This window comes from Sphingobium sp. B2 (assembly GCF_007693735.1).
Classification (GTDB): Bacteria; Pseudomonadota; Alphaproteobacteria; order Sphingomonadales; family Sphingomonadaceae; genus Sphingobium; species Sphingobium xenophagum.
On record NZ_VDBZ01000001.1, the window covers coordinates 593,270 to 610,496 of the forward strand.

Here is a 17,227-nt window from a genome sequence, read left to right on the forward strand (position 1 = left end):
TGCGCATATGTCGAGAGTAGCGATCGTGACGGGCGGGACACGCGGCATTGGCGAGGCGATCAGCCTGGCGCTGCGTGACATGGGCTATACTGTGGCCGCCAATTATGCAGGCAATGAAGCCAAGGCGCAGGCCTTTACCGACGCCACCGGCATCGCAGCCTTCAAATGGGATGTCGGCGATCACCAGGCCTGCCTGGATGGCTGCGCCGCGGTGACTGAAGCACTTGGGCCGATCGATATCGTCGTCAACAATGCAGGCATCACCCGCGACGGCGTGCTGGCCAAGATGAGCTTTGACGACTGGAATGAAGTCATGCGCATCAATCTGGGCGGTTGCTTCAACATGGCCAAGGCGACCTTTGCCGGCATGCGCGAACGCGGCTGGGGCCGGATCGTCAATATCGGGTCGATCAACGGGCAGGCGGGCCAATATGGCCAGGTCAATTATGCCGCCGCCAAATCGGGCATCCACGGCTTTACCAAGGCGCTGGCGCAGGAAGGGGCGAAAGTCGGCGTGACCGTCAACGCCATCGCGCCGGGCTATATCGACACGGACATGGTCGCCGCGGTGCCGCCTGCCGTGCTGGAAAAGATCGTGGCGAAGATCCCGGTCGGACGTCTGGGTCAGGCGCATGAAATCGCGCGCGGCGTCGCCTTCTTCTGCAGTGAGGATGGCGGCTTTGTGACCGGCAGCACGCTGTCGATCAATGGCGGCCAGCACATGTATTGATGATGACGGGCGACGCCTTGGACGGGCCGGATGATGGCCCCTTGGCGTCGCCCTTCGCCCCGCCGGTCAAGCGCAGCGTGACCATTGCCGGGCACCAGACCGCGATCAGTCTGGAACCCATATTCTGGGACGCCTTGCGCGATCATGCGCAGCGCGACGGCCTGCCGCTCAACGCCCTTATCGCCCGCATAGACCTGGCCCGCATGGGCGCGCCTGACCCGCCCAATCTGGCGAGCGCGATCCGTTGCTGGCTGTTCGCGCGGGCCGCTTGCGACAAAGATAATAATTATTCGCAATAGCGTTGACTCTGAGAAAGGTTCGCAATAGCAGCATCCCAACTTCAAAGGGGATTTGCTGCATATGTCCAACTCACTGTCACGCTCGTCCTTCCTGGCTCTTGGCTGTGTCAGCGCCATGGCCTTTGCGACGGGCGCCCACGCCCAGGAAGCGCCTGCGCCAAAGCTGGGCGGCATGACCGTCACCGACACGGCAATCGATGAATCCCAGGTCAAGGTCGAGAAGGCGGAATCACCCAAATATGTCCGCCCGCTGCTGGACACGCCCCAGACAATCACGGTGATCGGCAACCAGACAATTCAGAAGCAGAATCTGCTGACGCTGCGCGACGTTCTGTCCACCATTCCGGGCATCACCTTTGGTGCGGGCGAAGGTGGCGGCGGCTATGGCGACAGCATCAACCTGCGTGGTCAGAGCGCCAATACCGACATCAGCATCGATGGCGTCCGCGACAGCGCGCAATATAGCCGTACCGATCCCTTCAATGTCGAACAGATCGAAGTCACCAACGGCTCCAACTCCGTATTCGGCGGTTCCGGTGCGATCGGCGGCAATATCAACATCGTGACCAAGCGGCCCAAGGGCTATGACGAAACGCTGGTTCAGGCAGGCGTCGGCACGTCCGACTATTATCGCGCGACCATCGACAGCAATGTCCGCGCGTCCGATTTCATCGCCGTGCGCCTGAACGCCATGTACCATGAGAACGACGTGCCGGCCCGCAATGTCGATCGCTACAAGCGCTGGGGCGTCGCGCCATCGGTCAAGCTTGGCGTTGATGGCCCGACCTCGCTGACATTGCTCTACACGCATCAGGAAGACAAGAATACGCCGCTCTACGGCGTGCCCTATTACAAGAACGCGCTCTATGACGGCATCCTCCCCGGCGCGCGCTATAGCGGCTATTATGGCTACAGGAATCTGGATCGTCAGGATCAGACGATTGATCAGGCGACCGCCATCTTCGACCATCGTTTCAGTGATCTCCTGGCCGTTCGCAACCTGTCGCGCTGGCAGCGGGTCGAACAGAAGCTGATCGTCAATCCGCCACAGGGCAGCTATTGCCTTGCCAACGGCCAGACGCAGACCGGCGTGGCCTGCGCGGCGGGACAGGTGCCCGGCACCTATTATCCCAGCGGCCCGCGCGGTGGTTTCCGCAACTCCGTCAACGAAACGCTCTATAACCAGCTCGATCTGACCTTCACCATCCCCGGCGGCCATTCGCTCGTGCTCGGCACCTCGATGCTGCAGGAAGATTATGCGCTGGATAACGGCAACGTCCTGCGCAATGCGGGCGGCGCGCTGCCCAATCCGGTGCTGGACCCGATCAGCATCAGCAATCCGAACGCCATCTATACCGGTCCTGTCAACGCGATCCGTTCCGGTCATCAGGATGGCGACCTGTTCAACATCGCAGTCTATGCCTTCGCCGCGGTCAAGATCGTCGATCAGCTCGAACTCAACGGCGGCGTCCGCTACGAACATAATCGCGCCCGCTTCCGTGCGGACACGATTGCCACACCGGCAGCAGGTGGCGCCTATACCACTGGCCGGTCGCAGAACGCGACCGACAATCTCTTCTCCTACCGTATCGGGCTGGTCTACAAACCGGCGGAAAATGCCAGCCTTTACGTCGCTTACGGGAACAGCAAGAACCCCACGGCAACGACCGTCCGTGCTGGCTGCGGGCTGGCGGCGGAGGCCAACCTGTTCAACGATCCATGCGAGGCAAAGCCCGAACAGGCCGTCAATTACGAGGTTGGCGGCAAGATCGACCTGTTCGATGCAAAGCTGCAACTGACCGCCGCGGTGTTCCGCAACGAACGGACCAATTACCGCGTCGCCAGCAACGATCCGCTAATCGGGAACCTGCCGGTCAACGATGGCCGCAACCGGGTGAACGGCATCACCTTGGGCGCAACCGGGAACATCACCGACGCCTGGACGATCTTCGCCAACTACACCTATCTCGATACCAAGGTGATCCAGAGCATTTCGGACTATCAGAAATCGCAGGGCGTGGCGGATACCCAGGCGGGTAATCCGATGACCAACAATCCGAAACATTCCGGCAGCCTGTTCACCACCTATACGCTGCCCTTCGGCCTCGAACTTGGCTATGGCCTGACCTATCAGGGCAGCTGGTATCTCTCGAACATCACTGGCGCGACGATGTACAAGTCGGACGATTATCTGGTCCATCGCGCAATGTTGTCCTACCCCATCACGGAAAAGCTGAGCGCGCAGCTCAATGTCCAGAACTTCACCAACGAAAAATATTATACCAGCATCCGCAACAATGGCTGGGCCAATCCCGGCGAAGGCCGTTCGTGGGTGCTGACGCTGGGTTATAAATTGTAAACTCCGTTCCCCCGGCATTTGTCCCTTGCCGGGGGCGAGCGGGCGGGCGGCGATACACTCCATCCTCCTCGGGTCGCCGCCCGTTCGCCACTAAGTAAATAACGCAATTGATTCGCATTATGGTTCGCGTTATCGAGACGGGCATCGGATCAAGGGAAGGAAGGCGCTGCCATGCTCCATGCTGCAAGTCGGCCAGCCGACGATTTCCCGATCGACCTGTCGCATGATTTTGATCGCCCGTCCGCCATCGGCCTTGCCCGATCGCAACCGGAGGAACGGCCTGCGCCCGGTCGCTATGGTGCAGGTTCGCGCCCCAATATTCCGGTCATCGCGGCCATCCTGATCTTCCATGTCCTGCTGATCGCCGCGCTGGTCCAGGTTCGCAGCCATGTCCAGCGGATGCAGGAAGCGAAGCTGACGGTGGTCAATCTTTCACCACCCCCGCCGCCGCCGTCCGCCGAAACACCGCCACCGCCGCCTTCGACTCCGGAAATCGTGGCGCCGCCGCCGATCGTTCAGACGCCGGTGCCGCCAGCCCAGACTGTGCAGACTACGCCCGATCCGGTGCCGGTGCCCACGCCCCAACGCGCTGTCGTGGCTGTGCCCACCCCATCGCCGGCAGCCGTTTCGCCAGCCCCGCCCAGCCTGATCCAGGGCGGTGACCTGAGCGCCCAGATGATCGCGGGCAAACCGCCGCGCTATCCGATTGAAAGCCGTCGCAAGCGGGAGCAAGGGACGGTCGTGCTGACCCTGACACTTGGGATCGACGGCGCGGTCGACAGCATCGCCATATCGCAGAGCAGCGGCTTTGCCCGGCTGGACGAAGCGGCGCGCGACGCGGTGCGCAAATGGCGCTGGTCGCCGGTCGTCCGCAACGGTCAACCGATGCGGGTCAAGGGCGTGGTCGAAATTCCCTTCGTCCTGCGCAGCGACGCAGCCTGAAATGCGGCCCCAGTCATGCTCATTGCCATTCCCGACCTGATCGACGCCGCTGGTGTCACCGCGATCCGCACCCTGATCGACGGTGCGGAATGGGTGGACGGTAACGTTACGTCCGGCCCGCAATCCGCTTTGGCCAAGCATAACCTGCAATTGCCGGAGGACGCGCCCGCCGCCAGGCAGGCCGGGCAGATGGTCCTCGATGCGCTGGGCCGATCGCCCCTGTTCATCGCCGCCGCGCTGCCGCTCAAGATTTTCCCGCCCTTGTTCAACAGCTATGCGGGTGGGCAGGCGTTCGGCGTCCATGTCGACAATGCGGTGCGTATTCAGGCCGGGACCGGCTTTCGCGTCCGGTCAGACCTGTCGATGACTGTCTTTCTGGAAGGGCCGGACGCCTATGATGGCGGCGAACTGACGATCGAAACCAATTTCGGGGTGCAGAGCGTCAAGCTGCCTGCGGGCCACGCCGTCCTCTATCCTTCATCGTCGCTGCACCGGGTCGAGCCGGTCACGCGCGGGCGGCGCGTGGCCAGCTTCTTCTGGCTCCAGTCGATGATCCGTGACGATGCCGCCCGGCAAATCCTGTTCGATCTGGATCGCAGCGTACAGGAACTGGGCGGGACGCTTGGGCAGGAGCATGGGGAGGTGATCCGCCTGACCGGCGTTTATCACAATCTGCTGCGCCGCTGGGCCGAAAGCTGACGCCTAATTACCGTCCGCGTCGACGGTGAATATCATCGGCTTGCCGCGCGACGCAGGCTCCCATCCTGCCAGCAAGGCGGCGCGGATGCCCCTGGTGACAATAGCGTCGTTGATCTGGAGGCGGCCGCGCTGCAAGCCTTTGAGCAGGCGTTTGGGCGGCGGAAATTCCAGCACCGCGCCGCGCTGGCAATCCTGCTGTGACAGGGCGATGGTCATGCCCTTCCAGCCTTCGGCATCGCTCCATTGCGGCTCGCGCCGGAGTTCCCATTCATATATGTCGCCATCGACGGAGACGGTTCCGGAAAGATTGTGCATGGGCGTCCGCATAGCAGCCTTGGCGTCAGGCACCACCCTTCATTCCAGCATCCCGGCGAGCGCGGGGGTCATATATTCCTGCGCGCCATCGTCTGTCCGCAGCACCAGCCGGGCGGGCAGGGCGTGGCGCGTGGCCAACGCCATGCCCTGCGCCGGGCCCATAACGGTGATCGTAGTGGCCCATGCGTCCGCCAGCATCGCATGTTCATGCAATACCGTAACGGATGCCACCCCCTGGGGGATCGGGGCGCCACGCGCCGGGTCGATACTGTGCGACAGGCGCGCATTGCCTTCCATGCGGAAGCGGCGATAGTCGCCCGATGTCGCTACCGACAGCCCGCACAGCGCGATGCGCAGCACGGGTATCGCCAGACCCGGCGGAGGCTCCACATCGACCCACCAGGGCTGCATGTCGGGCTTCACACCGTCGCCGCGCAACTCGCCGCCGATTTCGATGAGGAAATTGATAACCCCCAATGCCCGCAACCCAGCCGCCATGGCATCGACCGCAAAACCCTTGGCAATGCCGGAAAAATCTAGCGTGACATGGGCGATCCGGCGGGCCTTGTCGCCATCCAGTTCGATCGCCTGCCATGGCGGGCTGTCGATCAAGGGGGCGGGGCGCGGCAGGGCCGCAGGACCAAAGCCCCATTGATCAACCAGCGCGCCGATCGCCGGGTCGAAGGCGCCGTTCGACAGCCGCGCCATGTCCAGCCCGGCCCGCAGCACCGTCAGCATGTCCGGCGGCAGGGTCATCCAATCGCCCACCGGCGTTCGGTTGAACCGGCTGATCGCGGAGTCTGCCTCCCAATTGCTCATCTGGTCGATGATGCGGGCCAGCCCATCCTCGATCGCGGCCTGGCAATTGGCGGGCGGATCGACCAGCATGGCGGACCAGCTGGTCCCCATGGTCTGTCCGCCCAACGTCACGATACGGCCCGCCCGCGCTCGCCCGGCAAACTGGTCGGGCGACAGGTCGGGCGGGATCGCGATTCGGACTGCGTGGGTCAGGGCGCCAGCACTTCCAGCGTGCTGACATAGGATGCCCGCCGCTGCGGCGGAACGACGGGGCGCGCAGGCGCAGGCGATGCACCCGGTGCGCCGGCACCAGGGCCGCCGGGGCCACCACCCTCGCGCCCGCCACCGACACTGGCGTTCAGCCAGTACATGCCCGGCTGCGGCCATGTGATCGCGACCTTGCCATCCTGATCGGCGACCAGGTCCATCTGGCCCAGCGCATCGCGATAACGGATGCCGCCGGGGATGACGGTGACCTTCAGCCCCGCCGCCGGCTTGCCGTCGAGCAGAAACTGGAAGCTGGCGGTTTCGCCTGACACCAGATCGTTGGGATGGGTCACGGGCACCAGTTCGATGCCCGATCCGGTCGGCTTGAACACCCCGGTGGTCGGCGCGCCCAGCGTCACGAAAATCTCGTTGCGATTGGACGCTTCAGCGACCTGCACGTCGGTCGCGCCCGCCGGAATGACACTGGCCAGCTTGTCCTTGGTCGTGCCGCGCGGCAGCCGTTCCTGCTTGCCGTTCAGCCTATAGCTGCCCATCATATTGGTCGACACGCTGCCGATGCGGTAGGTACCCGGCTGGGTCAGATGCACGTCGAAGGTCGACCGATATTTGCCGGTCGCGGCATTCTCGATCTTCCCGATGCTGCCGTCCGGCTGGGTTACGACGATGCCGTCGGTCCGCATCGGTACATGCTCGAAATAGAAGAGATCGTTGGACACGGCAGCATCGACCGTAACCCAGCTTTCGCTGCCCGACAGGGTGGTCGAGGATGGCATCATCCACTGGCGGTGCGCCTGCGCCGCGGCGGGGAGCATAAGGGCGGCCAATGCGCCCGCGATCATCAGTCTGGCTTTCATCATCTTATCCCCTATTTGCCGAAATTCAGGGCGACGGTGCCCAGTTCCGCATTGCCCTGCGCCTTGACGGTGCTGCCGGGCTTTGGCGGCCAGGCGAAGGGCAGGCGGACGACTTCGCGGCCACCCACTTCGCGTGCCGCTTCCACGATCAGCGTGTAATTGCCGGGGCTGAGCGCGCCGAGCGGCCCCTTGCCAGCGACAAAAGCGATCTTGTTGTCGCCGGGTGCGCGGGTTGCGCCCGTCACGCCATCGGCTGGAAAGCTCATCGTCCGCCCCGAAGCGCGCCACCATTGCCGCACGTCGCGCAGCCATTTGGTGCCTTCCCCCTTTTTCATGTCATAATCATACCAGACCGACAGGGTGCGCGGCGTCGCCCCCTGTTTTTCGATCCAGATCGCGACATAGGGGCGGTGATATTCAGCCACCGACAGGCGCGGTATGCCGACCGAGAGGTTCAGGGTCTGCGCGGTGGCTGGCGCTGCAATCGTGCCCAGCGCGGCGGTGCCGGTCAGCAGCAGGCGATGGCTGATCTGCATGAAAATTCCCCTTAATGGATGAAGATGATGGCCAGCACTGCCGGCAGGGCTAGGCCGATGGCGACGAGCGGCCAGGTGCTGGGGCGCTTCTTCGCGTGCAACTGGAGCAGCAGAAGTCCGGTCAGCGCGAACAGGAAACAGGCGACCGAGAAAATGTCGATAAACCATTTCCACACCGTGCCGGTATTGCGGCCCTTGTGCAGATCATTGAGATAGCTGACCCAACCCCGGCTGGTCGCTTCGCTGGTCACCGTCCCGTCGTTCCGGTCGATCGAGACCCATCCATCGCCGCCGGGGCGGGGCAGCGCGAGATAGATTTCGTCGGCAGACCATTCCGCCTCGCCACCGCCGCGCTGCCCGGTCGTCTTTTCAACCCAGGCCGCGACCGGCGCAGGCAGCGGCTTTTTGGCATCGGGCGCATCGTCTGGCGCGATCAGCTTGCGCAGATCGTTGGGCAAAGTCGCACTTTTCTCGATCGTCTGGGGCGATCCTTCGACATCGGCGGCATGGTTGAGCGTAATGCCGGTGAAAGCGAAAAGCAGCAGCCCGATCAGGCTGATCGCCGAACTGATCCAGTGCCAGCTATGCAGCTGCTTGAGCCAGAAGGATTTGGCGGACTTCTTTTTCTGCTGCTGCTTAAGGCGGGCGGTTCCGTGCATCGGATGGGTGACTGGTCCTGCGAGGATGGATGTCGACCGCATACCGCGAACGATTCGCAATTGCAAATGAGTCGCAGGAAGAATTTTGTATCAAAATGTATGGGGATCGGCGGGAACTGCTCAGCCTTCGCCGTTCGGCTCCACCAGCGCAATGTCCATGTCAGCGAGCGCCAGCCGCAGCAATTCGGCCATGCCCGCCCGCGCCGCTGCCGTGTCGCGCGCGGCGATCGCCTGAAACACGGCGCGGTGATCGGGCAGGGGATCGCGCGGCAACAATTTCTTGCGATGCTTGAAGGTCGTGGTCCAGCTCACCGCTGCGCCCACGGAACTGGCCAGAGCCTCCAGCGCGTCATTGCGGGTCGCGGCCAGGATCATATTGTGGAAGCGTTGATCAGCGGCCCGGCCTTCCGGGGTGGAAAGGCCATAGCGCCCCATATCGTCGAGCGCCGTTTCCATCACTGCCAGTTGCTCGTCGGTGCGGCGGCGTGCGGCAAATTCCGCTGCGGCTGGTTCGATCACGCCGCGCAGTTCGAACAGGTCGCGGATGAACCGCGAATCCGGTTCGCCCGCGAACATCCAGGCGAGCATTTCGGGGTCCAGCACATTCCAGCGATTGCGCGGCAGGACGCGGGTACCGGCCTTGGGGCGGCTTTCCAGCATTCCCTTGGCGATCAGGATGCGGACCGCCTCGCGATAGGCGGTGCGCGAAACACCCAGGCGGTCGGACGCCTCAATCTCGCCTTCGAACAATTCGCCGGGCTGGTAGCGGCCAGTCAGGATAGCGGTGCCCAGATCGCGCGCGATCGTCTGGTGGATACGCAGCCCGCTCTCTTCCGATCCGACCTTGCGCCCGCTAGCCACTATAGTCTCTCCCGTTTCAGTCCTCGAATATCGCCGTAGGACAATGCCGTCCACAAAGGAAGGCATCAGCTACCAGCCGCAGCGGCGCGATGTCAGCATCAATCGTGCGTGTGGCGACCAAATCGACGAACCGGCGATACATGGCGGGATATTCCTCGTCCGGGGCCTTCATCTGAACCTCCCCGTCCAACCGCAGCATATTGCCGCCTTCGGACAGAAGCAGGCTGCCATTATCGGTATCGACCGCAATGTCCCACGTCTGCGGCCCGGTCTGCCGCCAGTCGAACACAGTGTCGATCGGGGCGCCCGATGCGGTCGCCATCGCCAGCGTCGCGCCGATGGGGGCGTCCTTGTTGGACGGTACCTCCAGGCTGGCTGACAGCAGGGTGACGGGTTCGGGTACGATTTCGGTCAGGATCGACAGCGCATTGATGCCCGGATCGAACACGCCGAAGCCACCGGCCTCCCATATCCAGGGTTGGCCGGGATGCCAGTGGCGGACATCTTCGCGCCACTGGATCGAGATACGCTCTATCCTGCGCTGCGCTATCCACGCCTTCGCCTGCGCCACGGCGGCGGCATAGCGGCTGTGCCAACTGGCATAGAGGGTGACATTCTGCGCCTTGGCCAGCGCGATCAGCGCCTCCACTTCGGACACGGTCGCGCCCGGTGGCTTTTCCAGAAACACATGCTTGCCCGCCAGCAGCGCCTGCCGCGCGGCATGATAGCGGGCCTGGGGCGGCTGGCACAGGATGATCGCGTCCAGATCCGGCTCGCCCGCCAGCATCGCGCCGAGGTCGGGATAATTATGCACCCCGTCCCCTTGCGCGTTGCGGCTGGCGATGGCGACCAGATCGATGCCAGCCGTCCTGGCCATTGCGGGCAGATGCTGGTCGCGCGCGATTTTGCCCAGCCCTACCAGACCTGCCCTGATAGTCATGCCGCGACCACCAGCTTGCCATCGATCCGGCGATTGAGGCCGAGCGGATTGGACGCCTGCAAGGCCGCGGGCAGCAGCGCATCCGGCACGTCCTGATAGCAGACAGGCCGCAGGAAACGCATCATCGCCAGCGTGCCGACCGATGTGGAGCGGCCATCGGCGGTCGATGGGAAGGGGCCGCCATGGACCATGGCATGGGTCACTTCGACGCCGGTGGGCCAGCCATTGGTCAGGATACGCCCAACCTTGCGCGACAGCACGGGCAGGAGCCGGGCTGCGTCGGCGCTGTCCGCGTCCGTCAGTTGCAGCGTGGCGGTCAACTGGCCTTCAAGGCCCGCGATCGTGGCGATGACTTCCTCGATGCTGCTGCACCGGATCAGCACCGACGAAGACCCGAACACTTCTTCCGCCAGCAGCGGGTTCGCGCCGAAGGTCGCCGAATCGGTCGCAAAGAAAGCGGCCTTGCCGCGATTGCAGCCTTCCGCTTCCGTGCCGCGTGCGATGGTGGTGACGCCCTCCGCGCTTTCCAGAGCCGCAACGCCCTTTTCATAGGCGTCGTGGATGCCGGGGGTCAGCATGACCTGCGGCGCAGCGCCGGACAAGGCTTCCGCCGCTGCCGCAACGAATGTGTCGAGGTCCGGCCCGTCCAGCGCGATGACCAGGCCGGGGTTGGTGCAGAACTGCCCCGACCCCATGGTCAGCGACCCGACAAAGGCCGTCCCCATCGCCGCGGCCCGATCGGCCAGCGCACCGGGCAGCAGGACGACCGGATTGATCGAGGACATTTCGGCATAGACCGGGATCGGCTCCGCCCGTTCGGCCGCGATCTTCATCAGCGCGACACCGCCGCCGCGCGATCCGGTGAAGCCCACCGCCTTGACGCGCGGATCGGCAACCAGCGCGCCGCCCAACGCCCGGTTGTTGCCGGGCAGGTAGGAAAACACGCCTTCATGCAGGCCGCACGCCTTGACCGCCGCCTGGATGGCGCGGGCGACCAGCTCGCCCGTGCCGGGATGGGCGCTATGCCCCTTCACGATGACAGGCGACCCTGCGGCGAAAGCCGAAGCGGTGTCACCGCCCGCGACCGAGAAGGCGAGGGGGAAGTTGGAAGCGCCGAACACCGCGACCGGGCCGACCGAATGGTTGACGCGGCGCAGGTCCGCACGCGGCAGCGGCGCACGGTCGGGCATGGCAGGGTCGATCGTGGCGTCAAGCCAGTCACCCAGCCGCACATAGCTGGCGAACAGGCGCAACTGGCCTACGGTGCGACCGCGCTCGCCTTCCAGCCGCGCCCGCGGCAGGCCGGATTCGGCCATCGCGGTTTCGATCAGCAGGTCGCCAATGGCGACGATCTGGTCAGCGACGGTTTCCAGGAAAGTGGCGCGGGCGTCGGGGGCCAGCGTCGAAAAACTGTCAAACGCCGCGTCGGCAAGCGCGGCGGCTTCCGCGACATCGTCCGGCATGGCGCTGGAAAAGGCGACGCTGCCCTTTTCGCCGGTGGCCGGGTGGATCGCATGGAATGGATCGCCGCCCTGACGCTCGCCCGCACCGACGAGAATGGCTCCGTTGAACATAATAGTCTCCATATTCATGAAATAGGGGGTCAGTGATTGTCGCGTGGCAGGCCCATGGTCTGGGCAATGCGCTGATATTTCTCCGCCCCTTCAAGGATCGCACCCGTATTCATCTGCCCCACGACGGCACGCTGGATTTCCTGCCAGGGGGTTTGCGATGCGGGATATTTATAGCCGCCTGCGGCCACCAGCGCCGCACGTCGCGATTCCAGTTCCTCTTCGGAAATCAGCACGTTAACAGTACCGGCGTTCAGGTCCATTCGCACCCGGTCCCCCGTTTCCAGCAGCGCGAGGCCACCCATCGCCGCCGCTTCGGGCGATGCGTTCAGGATCGACGGGCTGCCCGACGTGCCGGACTGGCGCCCATCGCCGATGCAGGGCAGGGCCGATACGCCCTCGGTAATCAGATAGGCAGGCGGGCGCATGTTGACGACTTCGGCCGCGCCGGGATAGCCGATCGGCCCGGCGCCGCGCATGAACAACAATGTCTGGTCGGTGATGCCGACCGACGGATCGTCGATGCGGCGATGATAATCCTCCGGCCCGTCAAACACGACTGCCAGCCCTTCAAAGGCGTTGGGATCATCCGGGTTGGACAGATAACGGTCGCGGAATTCGGCGCTGATGACGCTGGTTTTCATGACCGCCGCGTCGAACAGGTTGCCCGACAGCACCAGGAAGCCTGCATCCTCGACCAGCGGCTGGTCATAGGGGCGGATGACTTTCTCATCCTCTATTTCCACGCCCCGGCAATTGTCGCCCATGGTCTTGCCGTTGACGGTCATCGCGCCTTCATGGATCAGCCCTTGCGCGATCAACTGCGCCACCACAGCGGGCACGCCCCCCGCGCGATAATAATCCTCGCCCAGATATTCGCCCGCAGGCTGGAGATTGACCAGCAAGGGAATCTTGTGCCCGACGCTCTCCCAATCCTCGAGCGGCAGGTCGACGCCGATATGGCGGGCAATCGCCGCCAGATGAATGGGCGCGTTGGTCGATCCGCCGATGGCGCTGTTCACCATGATGGCGTTGTGGAACGCATCCCTGGTCAGAATGTCGGATGGCTTGAGATCCTCATGCACCATCTCGACGATGCGCTTGCCGGTCAGATAGGCGGCTTCCTGACGATCGCGATAAGGGGCTGGAATAGCGGCCGAACCCGGCAGCATCATGCCCAGCGCCTCGGCAAGCGAGTTCATGGTCGATGCTGTCCCCATGGTGTTGCAATAGCCGGTCGATGGCGCGGACGACGCGACCAGCTTGATAAAGCCTTCATCGTCGATCTTGCCCGCCGCCAGCAATTGCCGCGCTTTCCATACGATGGTGCCGGACCCGGTGCGCTCGCCCTTGTGCCAGCCATTCAGCATCGGGCCGACGGACAGGGCGATGGCGGGGATGTTGACGGTCGCTGCCGCCATCAGCAGCGCAGGCGTGGTCTTGTCGCAGCCGGTGGTCAGGATCACCCCGTCGAGCGGATAGCCATACATCGCTTCGACCAGCCCCAGATAGGCAAGGTTGCGGTCCAGGCCCGCCGTCGGGCGCTTGCCGGTTTCCTGAATCGGGTGGACCGGAAATTCCAGCGCGATCCCGCCCATTTCGCGAATACCGTCGCGCATGCGTTCGGCCAGCACCATATGATGGCGGTTGCAGGGCGAAAGGTCGCTGCCGGTCTGGGCGATGCCGATGATCGGCTTGCCGCTGCGCAATTCCTCCAGGCTCAGCCCGAAATTCAGATAGCGTTCCAGATAGAGCGCTGTCATGTCGATATTGTCGGGGTTGTCGAACCAGGCGCGACTGCGCAATTTGAAGGCTGGCTTGGACGAATCACTCATTGGGCATCCTGACACTTGATGGACTATGGCACGTTGACGCGCTTGGCCTCCTGATATACTCAGACAAATAGGAATTCAAGAAGCTGTGTCGAGGACAAGTGAGGCGGATCGAGATTTTTACGAAAGCCGGTCCGCGATGAACGGCTACCGGGTCATCGGCGATTGGGGAACGAGCAATCTGCGCCTGTTCCGGGTCGAGGACGGGCGGATCGTCGCGCGCCGCGACGGGCCGGGCATCGCTGTCGCCGGGCGGAATGCGGAAGCCGCCTTTGCCGATACGGTCGCCCCCTGGCTGGCCGATGCCATGCCGCTTTCCATCACCCTGTGCGGCATGGTTGGTGCGCGCGATGGCTGGGTGGAGGCGCCCTATGCCGATTGCCCGTCCGATGCGGCAGCCTGGCGCGCAGCCGCCACAGGCTTTGACTGGCGTGGCGTGCCCATCGCGATCATGGCGGGACTTGCCTGTACCGGCGCGGATGGCGTCCCCGACGTCATGCGTGGCGAGGAGGCGCAGATTTTCGGCGCGTGCGTGCGTGATCCGGCACTGGCGCAGGGGCGTCGTCTGATCGTGCTGCCGGGCACCCACAGCAAATGGGCGCTGGTCGAGGATGGCCGGGTGCTGGCGTTCCGCACCGTGCCCACCGGCGAACTGTTCGCCTTGCTGCGGGACGGATCGACGCTGGGGCCAAAGGATAGCGTCGGCGACGCCGCCGAAGAGGCTGCCGGCTTTGCCGAAGGGCTGGCGCGGGCGGGGGAGGGGGCTGTGCTGGCCGGACTGTTCGCCGCGCGGGCGATGCGGCTGCGTGCCGGGCGATCCGCCGATTGGGCGCTGGGCTATTTGTCGGGCCTGCTGATCGGGGGTGAAATAGCCGAAGCGCGTGCTTTGCTGCGCGCGGACCATGGCGTGACGCTGATCGGCGATGCGCGCCTGTCGGATCGCTATGCCCGCGCGCTGGCCGTGCAGGGCGTGGAATCGCACCGTCTGGATGGCGACGCCTGCGCGCTGGCCGGACTGGGTTATGCTGGAGATATGTTGGTATGACGATGGACGATCTGTTGGCCGATGGCGCCCCGCCGATCGCCGCCATCCTGCGCGGCATCCGCCCGGACGAGGCGCTGGACGTAGCCGCGGCGCTGGTGGAGGCGGGCATCCGCATCCTTGAAGTCCCGTTCAACTCGCCCGACCCCCTCGTCAGCATTGGCGCGATGCAACAGGCCTTTGGCGACCGCGCGATCATTGGCGGGGGCACGGTGCTGAGCGTCGAGGCGCTGGAACAACTGCATGGCGTGGGCGGGCGCATCATGGTGACACCCAACACCAACCCCGCTGTCATTGCGCGCGGCGCGGAACTGGGCCTTGACCTGCTGCCCGGCTTCATGACCCCCAGCGAAGCCTTTGCCGCGATCGCCGCGGGCGCGCGCCGGATCAAGCTCTTTCCTGCTGCCCGGCTCGGCCCGGCCTATGTGAAGGCGATCAAGGATGTGCTCCCCACACATGTCGGCGTCTGGGCCGTGGGCGGCACCGGCGCGGACACGATCGGCGAGTGGCTGGCGGGCGGCTGCGAAGGGATCGGCGTGGGTGGTGCGCTCTACCGCCCCGGCGAAGATGCAGCGCTGGTTGGCGCGCGCGGGCGCGATCTGGTCGCGGCTTGGAAAGCCTGTCTTTGACGTCTGGGACAATCTGTCCCGATTGTCCTGCTTGAAACGCCATCGGCTTGGGGGCATGGACCGGCTATGGCCAATCCCTCTCCCCGCCCGGTGGCGATCGCCCGCTGGTTGCTGTTCGTCGCTGCGCTGGTGTTCTTCATGGTCGTGGTCGGCGGCATCACCCGCCTGACCGAATCGGGCCTGTCGATCACCCAGTGGAAGCCGATCACCGGCGCCATACCGCCGCTGACCCACGACCAGTGGATGGAGGCCTTCCGCCTCTATCAGCAAATCCCCGAATATCAGCAGATCAACCGGGGCATGAGCCTGTCCGATTTCCAGTTCATCTTCTTCTGGGAATGGCTGCATCGGCTGCTGGGACGGCTGATCGGGATCGCCTTCGCCTTGCCGCTGGCATGGTTTGCGTGGAAGCGCGCCATTCCGGCGGGTTACGGCCCCCGGCTGGTGGCGCTGCTGGCGCTCGGCGGATTGCAGGGGGCAATTGGTTGGTGGATGGTCAAGTCGGGCCTGACCTTGCGCACCGATGTCAGCCATTACCGGCTGGCGGTACATTTGCTGACGGCGCTTTTCATCATCGGCGGATTGATCTGGACCGCGCTCGATCTGCTGGCGCTGTCGCGCAACAGCCGCGCCCGTCCGGCACGATTGCGGCCACTGGCGCTCGTCGCGCTGCTGGCGCTGTTCGTGCAACTCATGTTGGGCGCTTTCACGGCCGGTCTGGATGCGGGCTATGTATCCAGCACCTGGCCGCTGATGAACGATCATCTGGTGCCGGAAGGGATCAGCTGGATGGGTTCGCTTTGGGCCACCGTCTCCAGTGATCCCTATCTCGTCCATTTTCTCCATCGCTGGTGGGCCTGGGGCGCTGCCGTTGCGCTCATCCTGCTGGCCCGGCAGGCCAGGCGCGCCGGACAGCGCGCACCCTCGATCGCGATCAATGCGGCGGTCGGTACGCAGATCGTGCTGGGCATCGCGACCGTGCTGAGCGGCATCGCCCTGCCGCTCGCCGTGCTGCATCAGGCGGTCGGCGCTCTGGTCGTGGCGTCGGCAGCCTGGGGCGCGCATGCCATTGGCACCCGGCGCATATGATGGCGATGCGTGCAGCGGCGCTCTGGCTGGCGCTGCTTGTGCCGGGTGTGGCACAGGCCGAAGCGATCGCCATCCCCTTCGCGCCGCCGGTCGATCGCAATCTCACCTATCGGATCGAGCAACACCGCCCCGTCGAAGGCAAGGTCAGCCGGTTCACCGCGACGCGCGACCTGCGGTTCGACAAGGTTGCGGACGGCTATATCCTCCACGCCACCTTGCGCACTATCGACAGCGATGCGCCTGCATCGGGCGCTGAACCCTATGCCGCCGCGCTGACGCCGCTGATCGGGGTGGAGCATCGCTTTCATGTCGATGCCAGGGGACAGATTACAGCGCTCGACAATATGGATGCGGTCTGGGGCGCGGTAGAGGCCGGGTTGGCAAGGATGCAGGCGAGCTTTGCGCCAGACACGCCGCGGCACAAGGCCGTGCTGTCCGTACAGGCTTTGCTGTCGGGCCTGTCGCCGGAAGGGCGGCTGGCGTTGCTGGCGGGCGAGTTGCGACCGATCTTCCTGTTTGCTGGCGACACGGTGGAGGATGGCGCGGGGCGTGGCGTGCGGACGGTCGCTGGCGCGCCGCTTGGCCGTCCGGTCCCGGTCGAAGGCGTGCTGCGGGTGACGGCGCGATCGGATGCTGCGCTCGATCTGGATGAACAATTGGCTGGGCAGGGGATCGCTGTCGGCGTCACTTACCACCTGTCGCGGCGCACCGGCCTGATCGAGCAGCAGCAGCGCAATCTGGCGCTGGGAACGCGCGCGGTGACCGAAAAGCGGGATCTGACGCCTGCCGATTAACAACGGGTATTATTTTACCCGTCAGCAAAGCCGCCGAATCTCTTGACTTG

At 64.5% G+C, this 17,227-nt stretch carries 18 protein-coding genes; 9 read left to right on the forward strand and 9 right to left on the reverse strand.

The window, feature by feature from the left end; all coding sequences use genetic code 11:
- The first annotated feature begins 7 nt into the window (after window positions 1–7).
- From phbB to FE851_RS03005, 5 genes are all read left to right on the forward strand, one after another.
- Window positions 8–730, forward strand: coding sequence for an acetoacetyl-CoA reductase (gene phbB / locus FE851_RS02985; protein WP_145199700.1), 723 nt, complete (start codon window positions 8–10; stop codon window positions 728–730).
- On the forward strand, window positions 730–1,029 hold the full coding sequence (locus FE851_RS02990) for a ribbon-helix-helix domain-containing protein (RefSeq protein WP_145199703.1): 300 nt from the start codon (window positions 730–732) through the stop codon (window positions 1,027–1,029). The genes phbB and FE851_RS02990 overlap by 1 nt, the downstream gene beginning before the upstream one ends.
- A 61-nt stretch (window positions 1,030–1,090) precedes the next feature.
- Window positions 1,091–3,388 (forward strand): TonB-dependent receptor, encoded by a 2,298-nt coding sequence (locus FE851_RS02995; protein WP_145199706.1) that lies wholly within the window; start codon window positions 1,091–1,093, stop codon window positions 3,386–3,388.
- A gap of 171 nt (window positions 3,389–3,559) precedes the next feature.
- Entirely contained in the window at window positions 3,560–4,330 is a 771-nt protein-coding gene (locus tag FE851_RS03000; protein WP_145199709.1) for an energy transducer TonB, read from the forward strand.
- Window positions 4,331–4,345: 15 nt separating this feature from the next.
- On the forward strand, window positions 4,346–5,029 hold the full coding sequence (locus FE851_RS03005) for a Fe2+-dependent dioxygenase (RefSeq protein ID WP_145199712.1): 684 nt from the start codon (window positions 4,346–4,348) through the stop codon (window positions 5,027–5,029).
- Window positions 5,030–5,032: 3 nt separating this feature from the next.
- On the opposite strand, the gene FE851_RS03010 is transcribed toward FE851_RS03005, so the two are convergent.
- The 9 genes from FE851_RS03010 to FE851_RS03050 all read right to left on the reverse strand — a co-directional run bounded on the left by FE851_RS03010 (window position 5,033) and on the right by FE851_RS03050 (window position 13,626).
- Window positions 5,033–5,356, reverse strand: coding sequence for a hypothetical protein (locus FE851_RS03010; RefSeq protein ID WP_017182630.1), 324 nt, complete (start codon window positions 5,354–5,356; stop codon window positions 5,033–5,035).
- 27 nt (window positions 5,357–5,383) lie between these two features.
- Window positions 5,384–6,253, reverse strand: coding sequence for an FAD:protein FMN transferase (locus FE851_RS03015; protein WP_145199715.1), 870 nt, complete (start codon window positions 6,251–6,253; stop codon window positions 5,384–5,386).
- A 98-nt stretch (window positions 6,254–6,351) separates the two neighbouring features.
- Entirely contained in the window at window positions 6,352–7,224 is an 873-nt protein-coding gene (locus FE851_RS03020) for a DUF4198 domain-containing protein (RefSeq protein ID WP_145204045.1), read from the reverse strand.
- Window positions 7,225–7,235: 11 nt separating this feature from the next.
- Window positions 7,236–7,760: a DUF2271 domain-containing protein gene (locus tag FE851_RS03025; protein ID WP_019051660.1), complete on the reverse strand. Its 525-nt coding sequence runs from the start codon at window positions 7,758–7,760 to the stop codon at window positions 7,236–7,238.
- Between the two features lie 11 nt (window positions 7,761–7,771).
- Window positions 7,772–8,461: a PepSY-associated TM helix domain-containing protein gene (locus tag FE851_RS03030; RefSeq protein ID WP_145199718.1), complete on the reverse strand. Its 690-nt coding sequence runs from the start codon at window positions 8,459–8,461 to the stop codon at window positions 7,772–7,774.
- 78 nt (window positions 8,462–8,539) lie between these two features.
- Window positions 8,540–9,280 carry a FadR/GntR family transcriptional regulator gene (locus tag FE851_RS03035; RefSeq protein WP_017182635.1) on the reverse strand — a complete coding sequence of 247 codons (741 nt, stop codon included), beginning with the start codon at window positions 9,278–9,280 and terminating at the stop codon, window positions 8,540–8,542.
- A gap of 16 nt (window positions 9,281–9,296) precedes the next feature.
- Entirely contained in the window at window positions 9,297–10,220 is a 924-nt protein-coding gene (locus tag FE851_RS03040) for a Gfo/Idh/MocA family protein (RefSeq protein WP_145199721.1), read from the reverse strand.
- Window positions 10,217–11,794 (reverse strand): aldehyde dehydrogenase (NADP(+)), encoded by a 1,578-nt coding sequence (locus FE851_RS03045; RefSeq protein ID WP_145199724.1) that lies wholly within the window; start codon window positions 11,792–11,794, stop codon window positions 10,217–10,219. Before FE851_RS03045 ends, FE851_RS03040 begins: the two co-directional genes overlap by 4 nt.
- Window positions 11,795–11,823: 29 nt before the next feature.
- Window positions 11,824–13,626 (reverse strand): IlvD/Edd family dehydratase, encoded by a 1,803-nt coding sequence (locus FE851_RS03050; protein ID WP_145199727.1) that lies wholly within the window; start codon window positions 13,624–13,626, stop codon window positions 11,824–11,826.
- Window positions 13,627–13,762: 136 nt separating this feature from the next.
- Between FE851_RS03050 and FE851_RS03055 the strand changes: the two genes are divergently transcribed.
- From FE851_RS03055 to FE851_RS03070, 4 genes are all read left to right on the forward strand, one after another.
- Window positions 13,763–14,668 carry a 2-dehydro-3-deoxygalactonokinase gene (locus FE851_RS03055; RefSeq protein ID WP_145204048.1) on the forward strand — a complete coding sequence of 302 codons (906 nt, stop codon included), beginning with the start codon at window positions 13,763–13,765 and terminating at the stop codon, window positions 14,666–14,668.
- A complete protein-coding gene (locus FE851_RS03060; protein ID WP_145199730.1) occupies window positions 14,665–15,294 on the forward strand; it encodes a 2-dehydro-3-deoxy-6-phosphogalactonate aldolase in 630 nt (209 codons plus the stop codon). The genes FE851_RS03055 and FE851_RS03060 overlap by 4 nt, the downstream gene beginning before the upstream one ends.
- 66 nt (window positions 15,295–15,360) lie before the next feature.
- Window positions 15,361–16,383, forward strand: a complete 1,023-nt coding sequence (locus tag FE851_RS03065; RefSeq protein ID WP_145199733.1) for a COX15/CtaA family protein — start codon at window positions 15,361–15,363, stop codon at window positions 16,381–16,383.
- A complete protein-coding gene (locus tag FE851_RS03070) occupies window positions 16,380–17,177 on the forward strand; it encodes a hypothetical protein (RefSeq protein WP_409994471.1) in 798 nt (265 codons plus the stop codon). The genes FE851_RS03065 and FE851_RS03070 overlap by 4 nt, the downstream gene beginning before the upstream one ends.
- Window positions 17,178–17,227: the final 50 nt, after the last annotated feature.